This window comes from Hydrogenobacter thermophilus TK-6, assembly GCF_000010785.1.
Classification (GTDB): domain Bacteria; phylum Aquificota; class Aquificia; order Aquificales; family Aquificaceae; genus Hydrogenobacter; species Hydrogenobacter thermophilus.
In genome coordinates, this window is record NC_013799.1 from 1537855 (window position 1) to 1558109 (window position 20255).

Below are 20255 nucleotides of genomic sequence, written 5' to 3' on the forward strand. Positions count from 1 at the left end.
ATAAATTTTTTATAAAGTCAGAACTCCACATTAAACCAAATAACATACTGATTTATATATCTCCTCTTGTTGGTGAGGTATTCAAAGTCTGTTGGCGTTCTTACTCCAAAGTTAAAGCTGGTCATTTTGTCCAAATTATAGCTGAACTTTAGGTCTGGTTCCATGCTTTTGGGAACATTCTCCTCACTCTCTACTGTGAGCAAAAGAGCCATCATCAAAAGTCCCAAAAGTCTACCTCTCCTCCACATGTGTGTACCTCAAAAGAGATGGGACTACTAATAATATAAGCCCTCCAGAGATTAACATACCACCTACCACCACCACAGCGAGTGGCTTCTGTATCTGGCTTCCAACACCTTTTGAGAGGGTGGTAGGTAAGAGTCCCATAGAGGCGGTGAAACAGCTCAAAAGCACAGCTCTGAACTTTTCTTTTGCTGCTCTCTTTGCAGACTCCACTGGCGAAAGTCCATTCAGCACCTGCTCTTTGTAGGCAGTCATCATAAAGGAGATATTCAGTATAGATAGGCCAAGTATGGAAACGAAGCCCACTATTGCAGAAAGGCTGAGCGGGAAATTTGCAACAAAGAGACTTACAGCACCCCCAAAGAGGGAGAAAAGGACTCCACTCATGGCAATTAGTGTGTTCCTAACCGAACGGTTAAGTATGTATAGAAATGCGGAGAGAATAAAAAGCGCCAAAACACCCGAGAATACAAAGCGTCTGAGTGCTTCAACAAGACTTTTGAACTGCCCGCTCCACTCCATAAAGTAGCCTTCTGGAAGTTTTACATGCTTTACTTTCTCCTGAGCTTTCTTTACGGTGCCTGCAAGGTCCTTTGAAACCACACTAAACTTTATAGGTATGTACCTCTTGTAGTTTTCTCTGTAAATAAAGGAGGCCCCGGTGGTGAAATACACCTTGGCTACGGAAGATAGACTTACATAAGAACCGTTGGGAAGTATAATTGGGATGTCTCCTATCTTTGAAGGGTTTTGTCTTAAATCCTCTGGAAGGATGACCAGAAGTGAAAATCTTTTATCTCCCTCTATCACTTGTGTTGCTTCTTTTCCCCCAAGTGCTGCAGAAACCGTATCCATCAGCTGCTCTACACTGAGTCCGTAAGCGGCAAGCCTCTCTCTATCCGCTTCTATCACGAGATTTGGCTGTCCTATCTCCCTGAATACACCTACATCTTCAATGCCTTCTACCTTCTTTAGCTTTTCCTCTACCTCGTCGGCTAACTTATCCAGCTTGTAAAGGTTATCCCCAAAGATCTTTACCGCATTCTCTCCCTTCACACCTGTCATAACCTCATCAAGATTGTCCTGTATGTATTGGGATATATTTACATCGGCATTGGGGAAGAGCTTTCTTACCTTCTCTCTTATGGCTTCTTCAAGGTCCACTTTATCCTTAAAACGCTTCCATTCCGAATAAGGTTTAAGGTCTATAAAGTATTCGGAGTTGAAGGGTCCTGTAGGGTCCGTGCCATCTTCGGGTCTTCCCACCTGAAACTCTACCGTTTTTATCTCGGGGAAGCTCAGAAGTATATCTCGTACTTCTTTGGCATTTTGGTAAGTCTGGGAGAGGGATATGGAGTATGGAAAGATGATACGCATGTATATGTTGCCCTCATCCATCTTGGGTATGAACTCAAGACCAAGGTTTTTAAGGATTAAAAAGCTCACCAAACACAAACCTATTAAATACATAGCTATCCATCTACCCTTCAGTTTTACAAGCTTTTCTATGACTTTGTCGTACAGTCTCTCTAAAAGCTTTACCAAATGTGTTTCATCGCTTTTGGGCTTTACAAAAAGCGCCAGCGCAGCTATCAAAAAGGTAAAGGTTATAGCTATAGAGGCGCCTATGGCGTAAAGGTATGTCCTCACCATGGGAGCAAAGATGCGTTTTTCGGCACCTTCCATAAGAAAGACAGGGATAAAACATATCCCTACCAAAAGCACGGAGAGTACCAAAAGCCATCCCACTTCCTGCGTAGATTGAAGCAGTGAGCGCCTTCCTGCACTGTATTCCCTGGTATTTCTAAGATAGTTTTCTACAAAGAGAAGAGGGATGTCTGCGATTATGCCAAAGTCTATGGCAGCTATGGAAAGGAAGTTGGCAGATTCACCCCGCAGAGCCATAACACCCAAGGCTATAACCAAGGACATGGGAACAGTTAAAGCTACCAGAAAAGCTACTCTAATATCTCCAATAAAAACAAAGATGGAAATTAAGACCAGGATTATACCTACAAAGGCTATTTCAGATACCTTGTGAATAACAGTATCTATAAGTTTTCCCCTCTGGTAAAAAGGAAAAACTTTTACATCTTTTGGCAGTATGTGAGAGTTAAGTTCTTCGATCTTTTCCTTTATAGACCTTATGGAAGGTATGCTTTTGGCATCTCTACGCAGTATTACTATTCCCATTACCGCATCGTCATTTCTGTTTAATCCTACTATGCCAGTTCTTGGTATGTTGTCAATGCGTACCTGCCCTATGTCTTTGATCAGCACTGGTGTGTTGTTTCTGTATGCCACTACCACATTTTCTATGTCTTTGAGGTCCCTTATAAGACCCACTCCCCTAATGAGAAAGTACTGAGAACCAAAATCTATAGCCCTTCCGCCTACATTCACATTGGCATTAGTGATGGCTTGTATAACATCTGACAGAGAGATTTTGTACTTTATGAGATTTTCTGGCTTAACTTCTACCACATAAGCTTTTATGAAACCTCCGTAGCTGGAGACATCCTCCACACCCTCCGCAGTCTTTAGGTATCTTGCTACTACCCAATCTTGAAGTGTTCTGAGTTCCATAAGGTCCCTGCTTCCCACCAAAACATAGCGCATCACTTCCCCCATGGGGTTGGGTATTATCTGAGGTGAAGCGTTGTCAGGCAAAACCACGGTGGAGAGTCTGTTTATCACCTCCTGCCTTGCCTGTATATAAGGGATATCGTATGAGAAGGTGCATTTTATATCAGAAAGCCCATAGAGTGATATAGAGTTTATTCTATGAAGACCTCTCATACCCGCAAGAGATATTTCTAAAGGCACTGTTATCTGTCTTTCTACCTCCTCAGCGGACCTGCCTGGATAGATAGTAACTATCTCTATCACTGGTGGTGAAGGGTCTGGAAATGCTTCAATATTAAGATTCTTCAAAAATAGCGTACAGAGAGCAAAAACAACTACTCCAAGAATCAGAAACAGCAAAGCGTTATCAATTATGAAGTTTGTCCACCTTCTCAAGGAGTTACCTCCAGTATGGGGTTTGAAAGCACTTTTTGACCTTCCTCAACGCCCATCACAGCTACTCTTCCATCTTCTAACTCCTTTACAAAATTAACTTCCTTCTTTATGATTCTGCCTTCCTTTAGCAGGTAAACATAGAACTTACCGTTTTGGTAAAGCAAAGCTTTTTTGGGTATCAATGCGTAAGGCTTTTGGCCAGCGAGTATCCTTATGTTAAAGAACATGTTTATCTTGAAAGGCTCTCTTTCGGTGGGTTCTATATAGACTTTTACTGTGTGGGTGTCCGGGTCTTCCACATCGCTCACATACTTGACCCTTCCCTCAAACTTCTTATGAGGGTAGGTGCTTACGAAAAACTCAACTCTTTCCCCTACCTTTATCTTTGGTAGGTCTCTGTCGTGGACCAGCGCAGTCAAAACAACTTTTGAGGGGTTCACTATGCTTAAAATATCAGTAGCCTGGTCTACCGCATCACCTACATGGGCACTTATTTGATAGACAACCCCATCCATTGGTGAGACTATGTTGCTTGTCCCCATACCACCGCCAAGGATCTTAAGCTTTTCCTCAATACCTCTAAGCTGAGCCTTTAACACTTGGTAGTTGGTTTCCGCATCCATGAGCTCGCTCTTGGGTATTGCGCCTACTTGATAGAGCTCTTTTTTGAGCTTAAAAAGTCTTTCCGCCTGCGCAAGCTGTGCAGAAAGAGATAGCTTTTGAGCGTACAAATCGGTAGTGTCTGGTGATTTTACCACTGCCAGTACTTGACCCCTCTTTACGCGATCCCCCACCTGCACCTTTATACTTTGAAGAGTTCCAGCACTGCGTGCAGTTATCTTTACAGTACCATCTTTATCTGGCTGGACAAGTCCTGTTGCCTCCACAAAGTCAGGGACATTTTCAAAAACCACCTGCACCGCTTGGGCACTCTGAGGCTTTTCGTGTTTTTCCGCCTTTTTCTCTTCTTTTGTACACGAAACAAGGATGATAGAGGTGAGTAAAATCCATCTAATCTTCATAGCTTTCCTCTGCAAGGATTCTTAGTCTGTAATAGCTCTGAAGATACTGATAGCGAGCTTGCAAGAAAGCGTACATAAAAGCCCTATATGTGCGTAAGGTATCCAGAAAGTCCAGCGTGGAAATGCCACCCAGCAGATAAGCTTTTTTGGTTCTTTCCAGCAGGTCATCCATCAAGCTTTTCTTTTCAAGATAAGAGTTATAAATCCTTTTGCTTGACTGGTAATTTTCAAAAGCTATAGAAATATCCTTCCTGATGTTTGCCTCTTCTTTTTTTAAAGAAATCAGCAGTTGCTGCTTTGTAGCCAAAGCAGTTAGAAGATCGCCTTGTCTTATATCAAAGATGGGAAGGTTGAGGGAAAAACCAAAACCCACACCCGGTTTGTACTTAACACCAAAGGCATCGTACTCTACACCTACGGAGATATCTGGAATTCTGTAAGCTTTCAGAAGCTGGATCTGGTAATCTGCGGACTTGATCTGTTCCTGCAGTGCCTTAATACTTTCACGCTTCTGAATAGCTTTCTCAATGAGTTCCTCAAGTTTCACATCCTTCGGATTTTCTTCTACCTTTGCAGGCTCGTACTCACCCCCACCTAAGTAAAAGCCAAGCTCTTTGAGATCCTTTTTATAGGTAGCTTTGGCCCGCGTAAGCGTATTCTCAAGGTCTGACTCATAAAGCTGGAGCTTCATAAGGTCTATAAGACTGAGAAACCCCAGCTTCTGTTTGCTTTCTTGTATTTTCAATACTTTTCTAAAGTCTGCAAGGTCCTGTTGTAAGTATTCAAGGTAGGCTTTATCGGATAGTGCCTGAAAGTAAACGTCATTGAGTCCCAAACTGAGACCCCTGAGAACATCCTCCCTCTGGTACTCAGTAGCTTTCAATTGATGTAAAGCGGATAGTTTCCTGTAATTTCTTTTATTTCCCAACTCTATAGGCTGGTCAACTCTTATGGAAAATAGCGTATTACCCGTGTCGTAAAGTATATTTTTTCCAAAATTAAGCCCCGTGTAATTTACCGAAAGAGTAGGATTCTGGAAAAGTCCTGACTGAATATACGCTCCCTCACTCTTTTTCACCTCGTACAAGTAGATTTTTGAATCGTAACTCTTTTCTCTCAGGAGCTTGAGGGCTTGAACCCATCTTACTTCCTCAGAGAAAGCAAAGCCCAGAAGAATGAGGAGCATAAGAAAGCTCATGCTCTGGAATTGTAAAGGTGGAGTATTAAGTTTTTATAAAGGCGTAAATTTTATAGTATGACCTATCCATCTTACCTAAACCTGACAGAGCAAGAGTGGAAAGAAAGGATAGAAAAGGCTTTGAGTATGTTAGAAGAGTGCAGAGTCTGTCCGCATAACTGTGGTGTAAACAGATTAAAGGGTGAGCTGGGATACTGTAAAACAGGGAGGTATGCTGTTGTAGATGCCTACTTCCCTCATTTGGGTGAAGAGAAGCCTATAAGAGGCAGAAGAGGGTCGGGAACTGTTTTTTTCTCTTACTGCAATATGAGATGCGCATACTGCCAAAACTACGTTATATCCCATCTGGGAGAAGGAAGGGAGTCAAAGCCAGAGGAATTGGCACATATGTTTTTAAAGCTTCAAAGCTTGGGCTGTCATAACATAAATTTGGTCAGCCCTTCCCATATGGTGCCTCAGATATTGGAGGCTCTGTACATTGCAGTAAAAAAGGGTCTTAGGTTGCCCATCGTTTATAACACATCTTCCTTTGATGGCCTTGAAAGTCTCAGACTTCTTGACGGCATTGTAGACATATACCTTGCGGACTTTAAGTACTCAGACAACAAGGTGGGAAAGAAATACTCTAAGGTGAAAAATTACTTTGATACTGCTATAAATGCTATAAAAGAAATGCATAGACAGGTAGGCGACCTTGAAACTGATGAGGAAGGTATAGCAAAGAGGGGCTTGATGGTGAGGCACCTCGTCCTTCCCAACAGTATAGCAGGTACAGAAAAAGTCATGGAGGAGCTCAGAAAAATATCTCCCAATATGGCAGTGAATGTAATGAACCAATACATGCCCTATTACAAAGCTTTTGATTATCCCGAACTTTCAAGAAGAATAAACACAGAGGAATACAGGCAGGCAATGGAATATGCAAAAGGCTTCAAGCTGGTATTAGACTAAATTTCATAAAATCTTAACCTTTGTGGTTTATCCTTTACCGCATGAAGGTTTTAAAAGTTGAAGATGGAAAAGTTGCTAAGAGGCTTCGTGCAAGGCTACTAAAGAAAGGCATGGTAGTGGCAGAAGTTTACGGAGAGAAGGACCTCCGTAAAGATCTCATAAAGAAGGCTGATGTGGTATTGCTTCTAAAATTGTGAGGATAACCCCCCTCAAGAGGGGGTAAAGCCTCATTTTACAAAATCCTTAAGAACTTCGTAAGCTTTCATAGCCTTCTCAAATCTTTCGTTTATGACATCCCAGTTGAGACTCTGAAGGAAGGCGTCTATATAAGGAGGCCTCTTGTTTTTCTGATCCACATAGTAAGCATGTTCGTATGTGTCAAGCACTATAATGGGTATAAGCCCCGTGTAATTGTAAACATTGTGAGCATCCAAGCCGTTTACTACGAGCCTGCCAGAGAAGATGTCAAGTCCCAAAATTGCCCAACCTCTGAAAGCTATACCCGCAGCTTTTATTTCCTGAATACAGGCATCCCAGGAGCCAAAGTCCTCTTCTACTTTTTTCTTGAGAGCTTCGGAAGGCTCCCCCTGCGGTTTTAGATGTCCAAAGTAAAGCTCGTGGAGTATAACCCCCATGTAGTTAAAAGTTTCCTCCACTTTTAGTTCCCTGTACTCGGAGTAGTTCTGGTTGGCTTTACTTCTGTCTGAGAAATTAAGGTCCGCAAGCTTTTCCTGAATCTCGTTGTATTTTGTCACATAGCCTTTGTAATGAGCTTCAAAGTGGGGTTCTATCTGCTCGTTGGATATACCTCTAAGGTCTGAAGGCTTTAAGTGATCCTTGGGCTGCAGCTTATGAACTGCCATGATACCACCTCCTTGTGAGAGTTTACTTTTTAAGATTTTAATATATTTGAAAAATACCATTATATGAGTTTAATCATCTTGTATCTTTTGGGGACTTGGAGGTAATTTTTCCTAAGAAGGAGGTGGAGACCATGCCGGAAGTTTCATATTCGGGTTGGGAGATATTTTTTAGGTGGGTCCACTTTATTGCCGGTATAACCTGGATAGGGCTTTTATACTTTTTTAACTTGGTGAATACGCCATATACCAAGCTAACCAAGCCTGAAGAAAGACCAGCTCATATCCCTAAGCTTATGCCCATAGCTTTGGCGTGGTTCAGATATGCAGCTTTGGTGACTGTTATAGTGGGCCTGATCATTATCTATATGAAGTACTGGTCTGCCGGTGATATAGTAAGCTCCGATTCTGCAAAGACTATACTGATTGGGGGTATACTGGGTATAATTATGATGATCAATGTCTGGGTCTTTATATGGCCAAATCAGAAGAGGATTATTGAGGCAAGCCTCAAAGGAGAGAAGCCTGACCCTGCTTGGGGGAAGAGAGCTTTACTCTTCTCAAGGATAAACTTTACGCTTTCTTATCCCATGCTTCTCTTTATGGGAGCAGCCTCTCACTATCCTATGGGCTGGGGCATGATCATAATAACCGGTATAATAACCGCTCTTATAGGTTTGGGTATAGTTCTGTATGTTCAGCGTTAATGTCCTTCGTGCATATGCATACCACCTTCTGCCTTTTTCACATTAGCTTGAACTTTAACATCTCCTGACTTTTCAAACTTTAAGGTTATTTCCACCTTTTGTCCCTCCTTGGGTTTTTCTGTGAGGTTTATAAGCATAAGGTGATAACCGCCGGGCTTTAGTTCTACGCTCTTACCAGGGGGTATCTCAAGAGCTTTTATCCTTCTCATCTTTCCCCCAACTGTTTCGTGAAGCTCCACCACCTTAGCTATATTGGTAGATGCTCCTACCAGCTTGTCAGCCTGATCTCCTTTGTTTTCAATCACCATGTAAGCAGCGCTCATACTTGATACCGGTGGAACTTCCCTTACCCATGCGTCTTTGACTTCTATCTTGGGTGCGGCAAGTGCTATACCAGAAAGACCAACTGCAAGGAGAAGCTTTCTCATCTTAAAACCTCCTTGAGTTAATTATGGAGCCGGTCCGGCGGGAGTCGAACCCGCAACCTTGGGATCCGTAGTCCCACGCTCTGTCCAGTTGAGCTACGGACCGTTATTCCAGTATTTCAAGTACAACCCTCTTGTTAATCTTTCTACCCATTGCTGAAAGGATGGTTCTTAAAGATCTGGCTATTCTGCCCTGCTTACCTATAACTTTGCCCAGATCCCTTTGGTCAACTCTCAGCTCAATAACCACCGTCTTCTCCCCCTCAATCTCCACCACATTGACATGGTCCGGGTTGTCCACTAAGGATTTGGCAGTTATCTCAACGATATCTCTCAGCTGGCTCATGCCTTACCTCCTTTTAGAGTATTTTTGCGCTTCTGAGAAGACTTTTGGCGCGGTCGGTTATCTCCGCGCCCTTGGACAGCCAATCTTTTACCTTTTCCTCTTTTACCTGAAGGTCCTTTCTTATAGGGTCGTAAGTTCCCAGTATATCTACATATTTGCCTTCTCTTGGACTTTTGGCATCCATAACCACTATCCTGTATATGGGGTGATGAGACCTTCCAAATCTTGCAAGCCTTATCCTTAGCGCCATACCTTTCCTCCTAAGCCTCTTAGGTCTATTAATTATAACAGAAATTTTTACTTCCTGACTGAGTTTATGACTACACTCAAGGAGGAGAGAGCCATCATAAACCCTGCCATCTCGGGTTTGAGAACAATACCATAAGGGGAAAGCACCCCTGCAGCTATGGGTATACCCAACATGTTGTAAAGAAAAGCCCAGAAGAGGTTTTCTCTTATACGCATGTTTACCCTATCCGCAATATCAAACATCCACCTGAGGCTCTCTATGCCTGAGACCAGCACAACATCACCAACTCTTTTGGCTATGTCCGTACCTGAGCCTATGGCAAAGGACACATCAGCCTTTGCCATAGCAGGTGCATCGTTTATGCCATCACCTACCATCCCTACCTTATAGCCCTTTTTCTGATATGCCTCAAGTATAAGCAGTTTTTCTTCTGGTTTCACTCTTGCGTAAAATTCATCTATACCAAGTGCCTGTGCTACTCTTTCAGCCCTTTCTTGACTGTCTCCTGTGATCATAACCGGCTTCACTTTTCTACTTCTTAAGTAGTTTAGCACTTCTTGGACTCCTTCTTTCAAGCTCTCTTCAAGATGAAATTCTGCCAATATCTGATGGCCTCTTGTTAGTATGGTTGTGGTATTCTCCCGGTATATGTCCACCTCCCGAGGGTTTCCGAGAAAGTAATCACCGCAGAAAATTCCTTTTCCGGGTAGCTCTTTGCAATTGGGAAGGTCTATAGCTTTAGCTCCCAAGCTTTGGCAGTATTCTTTTATGGCTTTTGCGTGGGGATGGTTGGAGGTGCAAGCCACCGAGAAGGCTAAGTTTAGAGCATCTTGGTAAAACACAGCCTCTTTCACTTTGGGTTTTCCTTCCGTAAGCGTTCCCGTTTTGTCAAGCAGGAGGACATTTATATCTTTTATTCTCTCAAGGACGGAGGGATTCTTGATGAGTAGTCCTCTTTTGTAGGCTCTCAGAAGCCCCACCGTCAGGGCTAATGGGACTGCTATTCCAAAGGCACAGGGGCAAGAAATTATAAGCACGGAAAGACCGAAGCTAAAACTCTTTTGAAGGTCTCCCGTCTTTAAATACCACAGTGCAAACACAAGGATGGACAGCACCAGCACCACCTGAACAAAGTAGTGGGCAACTCTGTCCGCTACTCTGTGTATGTTTGGTTTTTGTCTTAGAGCATCTTCAACAAGTCTTATAAGCAAGGATACATAACTGCCTCCTAAGGTTTTCTTTACCCTTGCCTTACCGTATCCGCTTATTACAAGACTTCCCGAGAGGATCTCATGGCCGGAAGTTTTCAACACAGGTCTGCTCTCACCTGTGATAATAGATTCGTCAACTTCCAAACTACCCTCTATTAAGGTAGAGTCAAGAGGTACAAGTTCTCCAGTTTTTAACAGTATCACATCACCTATAAACACTTCCTGAACCGACTTTTTTTCCTCCCTTCCATCTTTTAATACAGCAACCTTGCTAGTTTGCACTCCAAAAAGCTCCCTCAGAGATCTGGTGGCTTTTTCCTTGGCTCTCTCTTCTAAATACTTACCAATCCTTACGAAAGTTATGAGGAAGACAGAAGTTTCAAAGAAAGGTTTTCCATCCAGCAAGCCCAACATGGTGAGGAGACTGTAAATATACGCAGAGGTGCTTCCCAGAGAGACAAGAAGGTCCATGTTCCCTACGCCGGAAAGCACGGATTTATATGCGGATTTGTAAAAGCCGTACCCACCTATTACTTGAATTATTGAGGCAAGCACCAGCTCTAAATAAACGCTCCAGCTTGTGTGGAAAATCATCAAAGGCAGAAAGGGTAGACTGAGGACTACACAAAGAAGAAGTATTAAAAAGCTTCTGTCTTTATCCTCAACATCCTTTGAGACTCTATAACCGAGGGTCTGTATAACATCTTTTATGTGTTCCGATGAAAGAAGATCCTCATCAAACTCCACATAGACCCTTCCCAACTCAAAGGAAACTTCTACGCTTTTTACACCTTTTAACCTTTTGAGATTCATTTCTATGGACCTTGCACAGTTCACACAGGTCATGCCATCCACTTGGAGAGACATTCTCATAACATAAAAAGATCTCTGAAGTCTTGAGTTAATTCAAGGGTTTTATTTATCTACACTTTTGGACAAAACTTTAACGATGATTTTAACTCTCGTACTTTCTTAGAGAGCTCCTCAAGTTTTCTCTCACCAGCCAACTTTACCAATGCGCTTCCCACCACAACCCCATCGGAAAGGTCGCCTATAGCTCTTGCCTGCTCCCCCTTTGAGATGCCAAAGCCTATTACAACAGGTTTTTGGCAAATTCCTCTATATGTGTTTATATTTCTTTTTAGCCCTTCTAAGGGTAGCTCCTCTCTCTCGCCCGTGGTCCCAGTGATGGATACCAGGTAAGTAAGGTCATCCGTATGCTCACATATGAGCCTTAGCCTCTTTTCGGAGCTGGTGGGTGATGCAAGAAGAATAAGGGAGAGTCCATACTTTTGAGTGTACTTTTTTAAATCTGCAGACTCTTCGGCTGGTAAGTCGGGTACTATCAGTCCGTCAATATCACTCTCTTGCGCCAGAGAGCAAAACCTCTCAAGACCTACCTTGAATACAGGATTGTAATAGGTCATGAGTATAAAGGGTACTTCTGGAAACTCCTCTCTCAGGGTAGAGCTTATGCGCAGAACATCCTTCAGTTTTATCCCTATTCTCAATGCTTCCTCGTGAGCCATCTGTATAGTTGGTCCATCCGCTACAGGGTCTGAGAAGGGATAGCCTATCTCCAAAATATCTGCACCACTCTTTAACACAACTCTAAAGGCCTGAAGGGATGTTTCGTAATCAGGATAACCCGCCATAAGATAACACACAAGGGCTTTCTCTCCGCTATCTTTTAAAGTTTCTAACTTTCTCTGTAGTCTCTCTCTTCCCATACTTGTATCTCCACATCTATTTTGGTGGATTTACTGAGCATCGCATAGACACTACAGTATTTTTCTATGGACAGCTTCACAGCAGACTCCACAGCTTTTTTACTTATATTCTCTCCCACAACAGTGTAGGTTAGCTTTATGCTTTCGTAAATTCTTGGAAACTCCTCTCTCCTTTTCCCCACAACATCTATCTTTATAGCTTTTACCTTCTGCCTTTTCTTTCTGAGGATGCTGGACACATCAACGCCGGAGCAACCTGCGAGAGCAACAAGAAGAAGCTCCATAGGTCTGTACCCCCCCTCACCCACTTTTATCTCACCTGAGGATGTTAAAGCTATGTAGGTGTCCTCTTCCTCAGAAAGGGTAAGACTTACATGCTTTTCTTCCATAACCTAAACGCTCGTATCTATCAAAAATAGGGGCTGGCCATACTCCACCGTCTCTCCGTTTTCAACAAGTATCTTTACCACTCTGCCTCTTACATCGCTTTCTATCTCGTTCATAACTTTGAGAGCTTCTATTATGCAAAGCACCTGACCAGAAGATACTATGTCGCCAACTTCCACAAAGGGTGGGGCACCCGGTGAAGGAGATCTGTAAAAGGTGCCTACTAATGGGCTTTTTATCACATGCAAATGCTTCTCTTCTGCAACCTCTTGGGAAGGAGGCAGTATCTCCATATGCTTGAGCTCTTTGTAAACTTCCCCCTTAGGCAGGGGTTCCCTTTGGTAGGTTTCTATGTGGATTTTGAGCCCCTCCGCTTCTATACTTACAGTCTTTATGTCGCTCCCTTTTACCAAGTTTATGATCTCCTTTATAAAGTCTTTGTCCATCACTTCACTCTCTCAATATAGATACCCTTTCTTGTATCAACCTTTATAATGTCTCCCTCGTTCACAAAGAAGGGTACCTGAACCACCGCGCCAGTCTCCAGCTTGGCAGGTTTTGAACCACCAGCTGCGGTATCTCCCTTAAAAGCTGGATCTGTCTCAATAACTTTGAGTTCTACATGCTTGGGAAGCTCTATACCTATAGGCTGACCTTTGTAAAGGAATACTACAACCGTCATGCCCTCTTTTAAAAACTTTATTTCCTCCGCTATGTTCTCTGCAGGAACGGGTATCATTTCGTAGGTTTGCTGGCTTATAAAGTAGTAATTGCTACCATCGTTATAAGAGTACTCTGCAAAGACCTGTTCAAAGTCCGCTAGCTCAATAGTGTCCGATGATTTGTAGGTAATTTCAATCACATTGCCCGTTTGCATGTTTTTGGCTTTGACCCTTACAAAAGCTTGTCCCTTACCCGGCTTTACATGTTCATAATCAAGCACTCTGTATGGCTGTCCTGCATGCTCAATGAACATATCTCTCTGGATGCTGTTTATGTCTATTCTCACTGCCATAGGCAGTATTTTAACATATATGCAGGCTGTTATAGCTTTAATTACGGACTTTGGCACTAAGGACGGTTTTGTGGGTGCTATGAAGGGTGTAATGCTCTCAATAAATCCCCAGCTTCAGATAGTTGATATTACTCACCATGTTGAGCCTTTTAATGTGTTTGAGGGTGCACTTCTTCTAAAGGCTCACTACAAGTACTTCCCAAAAGGAACGATTTTTGTGTGCGTTGTAGACCCCGGAGTAGGCTCAAGCAGGAAGCCTCTTGCAGTAAGGTGTGGTAGCTACACTTTTGTTGGTCCTCACAACGGCATATTTGACCTGGCTCTAAGAGAAATGGGCGGTGATGTACTGGCTTACCAGATAGAAAACTACACACTAAAGAGAGTTAACGAAACCTTTCACGGAAGAGACATATTTGCACCTGTTGCCGCTCACCTGAGCTTAGGCCTTCCCATAGAAGAGGTGGGAAAGAGGATAACATACACTTTTTTACTCCAATGGGAAGAGCCTGTAGTCTGTGGAAACCAAGTTAGAGGAAAGATAGTGTACTTTGACAGATTTGGCAACTGCATCACCAATGTCCCCTGCGGTGCTTACACAGAAGCTGAGTTCAGAGGAAAGAAGGTGCGCATTGTGTCTCACTTCTTGGAGCAAAAAGAAAACGAGCCAGCCTTCCTGTGTGGAAGTTTTGGCCTTATGGAGCTTTTTTTACCCATGGATAGTGCCAAAGACAGGCTGAAGATAAGGCTGGGAGAGGAGGTGGTCCTCTTAACCAAATCTTAACAATACATAGTTAGAATCCTTTACGCAAAGGAGGTGAAGGTTATGAGAAAGAGCTTATTGGCGCTCATTTTAGGCTTGCCACTTTTTGCCTTTGCCGGCACAAATCATCCGGCTCTGGACACACTGCTGGAGATGCTGACTGAAAAGGGGGTTATTAGCCCCGAAGAGGCCATGAAGGTGGCAGACCAGCTACGCAAAGATATGGACGAGAGGAACAAAGAGATCCAGTCCATGATTAAAAAAGCTGTGGAAGAAAAATCCAAGTAAGGAGGTGTTAAGATGAAAAAGCTAGCCTTGGCTGTAGCGGTTTTGACAGGTAGTGCTTTAGCTGTTGAAATTACCGGTGCGGGAGCAACTTTTCCTTACCCTGTTTACTCCAAGTGGGCCTACTACTTTGAGAAGGAAACGGGCAACAGGGTGAACTATCAGAGTATAGGCTCAGGTGGTGGCATAAGGCAGATAACAAACAGGACGGTGGACTTTGGAGCTTCAGACGCTCCTCTAACACCGGAGGAGCTTCAAAAGCACAACCTGCTTCAGTTCCCCACCGTGATAGGTGCGGTGGTGCTTAGCTACAATGTGCCAGAAATAGGAAAGACAGTTATAAACCTGGACCAGAAGGCTGTGTGCGACATATACATGGGCAAGATTAAAAAGTGGAACGACCCCTACCTAAAACAGCTAAACCCCAATGTGAACCTGCCAGACAGAAACATAGTGGTAGTCCACAGGTCTGACGGCTCCGGAACTACATGGATATTTACCAACTGGCTCTCCAAGGTATGTCCTGAATGGAAGGAAAAGGTGGGGTTTGGTACATCCGTCAAGTGGCCTACAGGCGTTGGCGGTAAAGGAAACGAAGGCGTGACCAACTATGTAAAGAGGTCCCAAGGTGGTATAGGTTATGTGGAATACATCTACGCCAAGCAAAACAACCTCCCCATGGCAAGGATAAAGAACAGAGAGGGCAACTTTGTAGAGCCATCAGTAAGAACAATACAGAACGCTGCAGGATACGCCAAGTGGGACAAGTCTAAACACTTTTACGAAGTCCTTACAGACCAGCCCGGCAAGGACACCTATCCCATATCGGGTGCCACCTTCATACTGCTGGCAAAGGACCAGCCCGAGAGGTCCAAGAAGGCTACCACCTTCTTCAAGTGGGCTTACGAAAAGGGAGACAAGTATGCTCAGGAGCTCAATTACATACCCATGCCTCAAAATGTCAAGAAGCTGATATTCGAGTACTGGAAGGAAAACGGTGTAGCTCCGTAAGGATGTTATAATATGGAAAAGGTGGCTTTGGCAGAGGAAAGGGTCAACAAACTGAGGAACGGAGGAGCCTTTACGGAAGGTATTGTAAAGCTGTCTCTTGGTTTTTGGGCTCTATTTATAGGGCTTCTCTTCCCCCTTCTCATAGCTCTTATACTTTATTACGAGTCAAGGCTCGCCATAGAAAAGTTTGGGGTTATTCACTTCCTGACTAATACCAACTGGGACCCTGTAGCGGAGGACTTTGGCGCTCTTACCATGGTGGTGGGAACAGCCATCAGCACACTAATTGCGATAGCGATTGCCTCACCTGTGTCCATAGGCATAGCCATATTTATCACCGAGCTGGCTCCCAGATGGCTAAAACCCATAGTCTCTGGAGCTATAGAGCTTCTGGCTGCCATTCCCAGCATCATATACGGCATGTGGGGGTTTTTCGTTCTTACACCTGTAATGGCTAACAAAGTAGAGCCGTGGCTACAGGAGAAATTGGGGGGGCTTCCCCTGATAGGCCAGCTCTTTTCAGGCGCACCTACCGGTGTGGATGTTTTTACCACAAGCCTGGTACTTTCCATCATGATCATACCCTTTATGGCTTCTGTGGTGCGAGACAGCTTTAACATGGTGCCCTCCATAATGAAGGAGTCAGCCTATGGTCTTGGTGCTACCCAATGGGAAGTTATAAGGCAGGTGGTAATACCCTATACCGCTTCGGGGATAGCTGGAGGGCTCATACTTGCCACTGGAAGGGCTCTTGGTGAGACTATGGCGGTGACCTTTCTTGCGGGCAACAACCCCCAGATACCCAGATCCCTATTTGACTCTTTCACCACCATAACGGTAGCTCTCGCCAATCAGTTTACGGAGGCTGATACCGACATATACCTATCTGCTCTTTATTATGTTTCCATGATCCTCTTCTTGGTTTCCTTCATCATACTGACTATCGCCAAGCTTATGGTGCTTCGCTTAGAAAAGAGGTGGAAAGCATGAAGGCATACAGAAAGTTTTTAAATGTGTTTATGCTCTCTCTCTCTTCCTTAATGGCTCTTTACGGCATTTTCTGGCTCTTCTGGATACTGGGGAGTTTATTTCTAAATGGTCTTAAGTATCTTAAACCAGAACTGGTGTACTTAGACCCTACCCCACCCGGCATGGAGGGCGGAGGGCTAAGACCAGCTTTTGTAGGGCACATCATCATCACCTCCCTTGCAACTCTTATGGGAGTACCTATGGGTATAATGGCAGGAGTGTACTTTTCCGAATACGGAAGGGAGAGTGCCTTTTTCAGGGTTCTCAGGCAAATCACTGACATAATGGTGAGCACCCCATCCATCATAATGGGTGCTGTGGTGTATGCGGTGCTGGTAAAGCCTATCGGACACTTTAATGGCATTTCTGGAGCGGTTGCTTTAGCCCTTTTGATGATGCCTGTTATAGCCATAACCACTGACGAGATGCTAAAGCTTGTGCCTCAGCAGATGAGGGAAGCAGCTTACGCTCTGGGAGCATACAAGTGGCAGGTTATAAGCAAGGTGGTTTTCAGAGCAGCGAAGGTGGGCATCCTCACAGGGGTAATCCTGGGTGTGGCAAGAATAACGGGAGAAACCGCACCTCTACTCTTTACATCCTTTAACAACAACTTCCTAAACTTGAACCTCCTCAAACCTATGGCCTCTTTGACGGTTACCATGTTTAACTACGTGATGGGTCCGTACCACTACTGGCACCAGCAGGCATGGGCTGCGGCCTTTATACTCACTATGGGAGTTCTGGCGCTTTCGGTGATAGCAAGGGTTCTTCTACATAGGGACATTATATCACCCATTGCTTACATAGCCCGCTCCATAGTTAGAAGGAACAGAAAGGGGGAATAGTTATGGTAGAAGTCCAAACAGCTCTCAAAAAGCGCATGGAGGTTGCAAACCTCAACTTCTATTATGGGGACCATCATGCCCTCAAAAGTATAAACATGCCCATTTACGACAGAAAGGTGACTGCTCTCATAGGACCCTCTGGCTGTGGCAAAACCACGCTTCTGAGATGCTTTAACAGAATGCACGACCTTTACCCGGGTAACAGGTACGAAGGGGATATACTTCTGGACGGCAAGAGCATATTTGACAAGGATGTGGACCTTATAGACCTCAGAAGCAAGGTGGGGATGGTTTTTCAGAAACCCACTCCCTTTCCCATGTCCATATTTGACAACATAGCCTTTGGACTCAGACTAAAAGGTATAAAGGGTAGTGAGCTAAAAGACAGGGTGGAAAAGGCTCTCAAAGACGCAGCTTTGTGGGATGAGGTAAAGGACAGGCTAAAGGAGAGTGCTTTTTCCCTGTCGGGTGGTCAGCAGCAAAGGCTCTGTATAGCAAGAGCCATAGCGGTAGAGCCTGAAGTTCTGCTCTTTGACGAGCCTACCTCCGCTCTGGACCCTATATCCACTGCCAAGATAGAGGAGCTTATAGTAGAACTCAAAAAAAGCATAACCATAGTGATAGTGACCCACAACATGCAGCAGGCGGCAAGAATATCGGATTACACAGGCTTTATGTACTTAGGTGAGCTTGTAGAATTTAACTACACAGAGAAGATATTCACAAAGCCTGACAATAAGCTCACCGAAGACTACATTACAGGTAGGTTCGGATAAGCTATAATTATTATCAGGCGAGGTGCCGGAGTGGACGAACGGGGCGGTCTCGAAAATCGCTGTGGGTTTACAGCCCACCGGGGGTTCGAATCCCTCCCTCGCCGTAAGAGGAAGGGATGAGTTATTTAGTAAGAGAGCTAAAGCCACACTTTGAAAGAAATATACAGCCCTTACTAACCTTGCTTTCAAAAGCACATGTAGACCCTAACGTAATAACTCTTTTGGGTTTAGTTTTTGTCATAGTAGGTTCTTTCTTTCTTTACATGCACACATACTTTTGGAGTTTTGTATTCCTTGCTTTAGGTGGTTTTGCTGACGCCATAGACGGTGCCCTTGCGAGAAAAAACGGCTCTAAGAACGAGTTTGGTGCTTTCTTAGACTCACTTACTGACCGCTTTTCTGACGCTTTTCCACTCATAGCTATAAGCCTCTCTTCCGAGAAGTTATTTTCCTTTATATCCCTGCTGGCTCTGGTTTTCTCCTTTGGAGTTAGCTACGCAAGAGCAAGAGCAGAAGGGCTGGGACACGAGCTAAAGGTGGGACTCTTTGAGAGACCAGAAAGGTGGATAACCTTGCTCCTGGGTATACTCATCGGTGCGATAGAACTTGCCCTGATGGTTATCCTGCTGGGGTCCTTTATAACCCTTATCCAAAGAGTGTACGCCTTTAAAAACCGCACTTCCAGGTGACGCCTTCTAAGGTTTCCTTCCTGTAAGTTTCCACATCCACAATTCCGTCAACACCTTCCCTCTCCTTGTCCAAAAAGCTCCTGAGTAGCTCTCCCAAAAGTTTATAGTACTCCTCCTCCGTTTGCTGTTTTAGTAGGTCCGTAAAAATCCTGTACCACCTGCCCAGGTGATCTCTGAAGAAGGAGGTGATGGCTTTACTGACTATGCTCAGAGCTTCCGCATCGCCCTTTTCTTTCAGATATACCTTCTTCTTTACGAGGTAAGCCATGAATTCAAGCTCTGCCACTAGGCTGTCTGGCTCTACAGATGCTTTAACTTCAAGACCAAAAGCTTTATAAAACCCTTCTATGTCTGCCAGCTCTGCCGCCTTCCTTCCTGCTTTTTCAAGCTCGTAAGCGGTTTCGTTGGCCGGAGCTTTCAGGCTGGTAGAAAACAGAGCGTTCCACTCTCCCTGAAGGTTCAGAAGTCTTTCCTTTGCACCTTTGAGCGCTTTCCTCAGAAGGTCAACATCAAAGTCTATGCCTAAGGCTTTGAGAGAGAGGGAGAGGTCGTCAAGACCCTCCTCAACCTCTTTAAGAGCTTCCTCATATGGATAAGAGAAAGCAACCGAAAGGAAGGTGTAAATGTACATCCTGTAAATATCCATATCACTTACCCTCTATCTTTAAAGGTATCCAGGAGTAGCTCAGGGACTTCCTCGCTCCTACCTCTCCGTTGGAGCCATCCCAGACGGCAAAGGTCACATAGGTTTCCTTACCGGGTCCCCAGTCGGGGTTGCTGGTACTTTCCTCCACAAAGGCTCTTTTAATTACTACATACCACTTGCCATCCTTGTAAACACCTTTCCCCTCAGCTCCTTGGATGTCCTTCCATGTAGAGGAACCAAAACCTTCCGCCACCACCTCTCTGACGGGGGTTTTTAGGGTGTTCTTTCTAAAGACCTTCTCTCCACCTATGTAGTTGAGGGCGTACTGATTAGCCCAGTCTTTTGGATAAATGTAAGGTGGGATGGCATGGGGATACCAGTCATACACAAAGTTTGGGTAGACCTTTACAACATCCGAGTAGCCGTGGTCTATGTTCTCCTGTCTTGCTGCAGTCCAGTGAAGTATGAGCACTCTGTGATCTTTGTCCCCCATCGTTATGGGTACATCTGTGGTTGGTTTGTAAGGTATCTGGACAGCAACCGCATCGGAGAACCTTCCTACCAGGTGAAAGCTGTCTTTGGTCTTATCTTCCCAGACGAGTAAGAAGGCTATGTACTTCCCATCGTTGACGCTCTTGACCGTTATTTTAGTCACAGAAGGCTTTAGTTCCATGGGTGTAGTGACCGCCTGACCTGACAGGGGTACCTCTATCGCTTGAGCGGTATCCCACACTTTACTGAACGGGTCAAGGGGCACTTCCTGAACTTTCTTGGAGACAAGCTCCTGAGCTAAGGCAAAGCCAAGGAGCATCACATTCAGTAGTAAGATCTTAAGCGTCCTCATGGCT

25 protein-coding genes and 2 tRNA genes are annotated in these 20255 nt (G+C 44.3%); 11 read left to right on the forward strand and 16 right to left on the reverse strand.

Going from position 1 to position 20255, the window contains the following annotated elements:
* Positions 1 to 17: 17 nt before the first annotated feature.
* From HTH_RS08500 to HTH_RS08515, 4 genes are read right to left on the reverse strand one after another with little or no spacing between them, the layout of a single operon-like run.
* The gene (locus HTH_RS08500) at positions 18 to 248 is read right to left on the reverse strand and encodes a hypothetical protein (RefSeq protein WP_012964318.1); all 231 of its coding nucleotides are present in this window, start codon (positions 246 to 248) and stop codon (positions 18 to 20) included.
* Positions 232 to 3264, reverse strand: a complete 3033-nt coding sequence (locus tag HTH_RS08505) for an efflux RND transporter permease subunit (RefSeq protein WP_012964319.1) — start codon at positions 3262 to 3264, stop codon at positions 232 to 234. Before HTH_RS08505 ends, HTH_RS08500 begins: the two co-directional genes overlap by 17 nt.
* Positions 3261 to 4286, reverse strand: a complete 1026-nt coding sequence (locus HTH_RS08510; RefSeq protein ID WP_012964320.1) for an efflux RND transporter periplasmic adaptor subunit — start codon at positions 4284 to 4286, stop codon at positions 3261 to 3263. The genes HTH_RS08505 and HTH_RS08510 overlap by 4 nt, the downstream gene beginning before the upstream one ends.
* Entirely contained in the window at positions 4276 to 5484 is a 1209-nt protein-coding gene (locus HTH_RS08515) for a TolC family protein (protein WP_012964321.1), read from the reverse strand. Before HTH_RS08515 ends, HTH_RS08510 begins: the two co-directional genes overlap by 11 nt.
* A gap of 57 nt (positions 5485 to 5541) precedes the next feature.
* Here HTH_RS08515 and HTH_RS08520 point away from each other — a divergent pair, with 57 nt between their 5' ends.
* Together HTH_RS08520 and HTH_RS09910 are read left to right on the forward strand one after the other, a co-directional pair.
* Entirely contained in the window at positions 5542 to 6435 is an 894-nt protein-coding gene (locus HTH_RS08520; protein ID WP_012964322.1) for a radical SAM protein, read from the forward strand.
* Positions 6436 to 6476: 41 nt separating this feature from the next.
* Positions 6477 to 6632, forward strand: a complete 156-nt coding sequence (locus HTH_RS09910; protein WP_014462654.1) for a hypothetical protein — start codon at positions 6477 to 6479, stop codon at positions 6630 to 6632.
* Between the two features lie 30 nt (positions 6633 to 6662).
* On the opposite strand, the gene HTH_RS08525 is transcribed toward HTH_RS09910, so the two are convergent.
* Complete coding sequence (locus tag HTH_RS08525) at positions 6663 to 7298, reverse strand: superoxide dismutase (protein ID WP_012964324.1); 636 nt, start codon at positions 7296 to 7298, stop codon at positions 6663 to 6665.
* 131 nt (positions 7299 to 7429) lie between these two features.
* Here HTH_RS08525 and HTH_RS08530 point away from each other — a divergent pair, with 131 nt between their 5' ends.
* Positions 7430 to 8002 carry a urate hydroxylase PuuD gene (locus HTH_RS08530; protein WP_012964325.1) on the forward strand — a complete coding sequence of 191 codons (573 nt, stop codon included), beginning with the start codon at positions 7430 to 7432 and terminating at the stop codon, positions 8000 to 8002.
* Here HTH_RS08530 and HTH_RS08535 read toward each other — a convergent pair.
* The 9 genes from HTH_RS08535 to efp form a co-directional block, all read right to left on the reverse strand.
* Positions 7999 to 8430 carry a copper chaperone PCu(A)C gene (locus HTH_RS08535; protein WP_012964326.1) on the reverse strand — a complete coding sequence of 144 codons (432 nt, stop codon included), beginning with the start codon at positions 8428 to 8430 and terminating at the stop codon, positions 7999 to 8001. The genes HTH_RS08530 and HTH_RS08535 overlap by 4 nt on opposite strands.
* Before the next feature lie 29 nt (positions 8431 to 8459).
* A tRNA-Arg gene (locus tag HTH_RS08540) sits at positions 8460 to 8533 on the reverse strand.
* A complete protein-coding gene (locus HTH_RS08545) occupies positions 8534 to 8773 on the reverse strand; it encodes a KH domain-containing protein (RefSeq protein WP_012964327.1) in 240 nt (79 codons plus the stop codon).
* A 13-nt stretch (positions 8774 to 8786) separates the two neighbouring features.
* Positions 8787 to 9023: a 30S ribosomal protein S16 gene (rpsP, locus tag HTH_RS08550; protein ID WP_012964328.1), complete on the reverse strand. Its 237-nt coding sequence runs from the start codon at positions 9021 to 9023 to the stop codon at positions 8787 to 8789.
* 47 nt (positions 9024 to 9070) lie between these two features.
* Positions 9071 to 11107, reverse strand: coding sequence for a heavy metal translocating P-type ATPase (locus HTH_RS08555; protein WP_012964329.1), 2037 nt, complete (start codon positions 11105 to 11107; stop codon positions 9071 to 9073).
* Between the two features lie 50 nt (positions 11108 to 11157).
* Positions 11158 to 11964 (reverse strand): tryptophan synthase subunit alpha, encoded by an 807-nt coding sequence (gene trpA / locus HTH_RS08560; RefSeq protein WP_012964330.1) that lies wholly within the window; start codon positions 11962 to 11964, stop codon positions 11158 to 11160.
* Positions 11934 to 12353 (reverse strand): OsmC family protein, encoded by a 420-nt coding sequence (locus HTH_RS08565; RefSeq protein ID WP_012964331.1) that lies wholly within the window; start codon positions 12351 to 12353, stop codon positions 11934 to 11936. The genes trpA and HTH_RS08565 overlap by 31 nt, the downstream gene beginning before the upstream one ends.
* 3 nt (positions 12354 to 12356) lie before the next feature.
* The gene (accB, locus tag HTH_RS08570; protein ID WP_012964332.1) at positions 12357 to 12797 is read right to left on the reverse strand and encodes an acetyl-CoA carboxylase biotin carboxyl carrier protein; all 441 of its coding nucleotides are present in this window, start codon (positions 12795 to 12797) and stop codon (positions 12357 to 12359) included.
* Positions 12797 to 13366, reverse strand: coding sequence for an elongation factor P (gene efp / locus HTH_RS08575; RefSeq protein ID WP_012964333.1), 570 nt, complete (start codon positions 13364 to 13366; stop codon positions 12797 to 12799). Before efp ends, accB begins: the two co-directional genes overlap by 1 nt.
* On the opposite strand from efp, the gene HTH_RS08580 reads away from it, so the two are divergent.
* The 8 genes from HTH_RS08580 to HTH_RS08615 all read left to right on the forward strand — a co-directional run bounded on the left by HTH_RS08580 (position 13347) and on the right by HTH_RS08615 (position 18761).
* Complete coding sequence (locus HTH_RS08580; protein ID WP_232500428.1) at positions 13347 to 14147, forward strand: SAM hydrolase/SAM-dependent halogenase family protein; 801 nt, start codon at positions 13347 to 13349, stop codon at positions 14145 to 14147. The two genes, efp and HTH_RS08580, sit on opposite strands and share 20 nt — an antisense overlap.
* Before the next feature lie 42 nt (positions 14148 to 14189).
* Positions 14190 to 14414 carry a hypothetical protein gene (locus HTH_RS08585; protein WP_012964335.1) on the forward strand — a complete coding sequence of 75 codons (225 nt, stop codon included), beginning with the start codon at positions 14190 to 14192 and terminating at the stop codon, positions 14412 to 14414.
* 12 nt (positions 14415 to 14426) lie between these two features.
* Complete coding sequence (gene pstS, locus HTH_RS08590) at positions 14427 to 15422, forward strand: phosphate ABC transporter substrate-binding protein PstS (RefSeq protein WP_012964336.1); 996 nt, start codon at positions 14427 to 14429, stop codon at positions 15420 to 15422.
* A 12-nt stretch (positions 15423 to 15434) separates the two neighbouring features.
* The gene (gene pstC, locus HTH_RS08595) at positions 15435 to 16412 is read left to right on the forward strand and encodes a phosphate ABC transporter permease subunit PstC (RefSeq protein ID WP_012964337.1); all 978 of its coding nucleotides are present in this window, start codon (positions 15435 to 15437) and stop codon (positions 16410 to 16412) included.
* Positions 16409 to 17296 carry a phosphate ABC transporter permease PstA gene (gene pstA, locus HTH_RS08600; RefSeq protein WP_012964338.1) on the forward strand — a complete coding sequence of 296 codons (888 nt, stop codon included), beginning with the start codon at positions 16409 to 16411 and terminating at the stop codon, positions 17294 to 17296. Before pstC ends, pstA begins: the two co-directional genes overlap by 4 nt.
* A gap of 2 nt (positions 17297 to 17298) precedes the next feature.
* On the forward strand, positions 17299 to 18072 hold the full coding sequence (gene pstB, locus HTH_RS08605) for a phosphate ABC transporter ATP-binding protein PstB (protein ID WP_012964339.1): 774 nt from the start codon (positions 17299 to 17301) through the stop codon (positions 18070 to 18072).
* Positions 18073 to 18088: 16 nt separating this feature from the next.
* Positions 18089 to 18176, forward strand: a tRNA-Ser gene (locus HTH_RS08610).
* 12 nt (positions 18177 to 18188) lie between these two features.
* Positions 18189 to 18761 carry a CDP-alcohol phosphatidyltransferase family protein gene (locus HTH_RS08615; RefSeq protein ID WP_012964340.1) on the forward strand — a complete coding sequence of 191 codons (573 nt, stop codon included), beginning with the start codon at positions 18189 to 18191 and terminating at the stop codon, positions 18759 to 18761.
* Here HTH_RS08615 and HTH_RS08620 read toward each other — a convergent pair.
* The gene (locus HTH_RS08620) at positions 18739 to 19407 is read right to left on the reverse strand and encodes a TorD/DmsD family molecular chaperone (RefSeq protein ID WP_012964341.1); all 669 of its coding nucleotides are present in this window, start codon (positions 19405 to 19407) and stop codon (positions 18739 to 18741) included. The two genes, HTH_RS08615 and HTH_RS08620, sit on opposite strands and share 23 nt — an antisense overlap.
* 1 nt (position 19408) lies before the next feature.
* Complete coding sequence (locus HTH_RS08625) at positions 19409 to 20251, reverse strand: ethylbenzene dehydrogenase-related protein (protein WP_012964342.1); 843 nt, start codon at positions 20249 to 20251, stop codon at positions 19409 to 19411.
* Between the last annotated feature and the right edge of the window lie 4 nt (positions 20252 to 20255).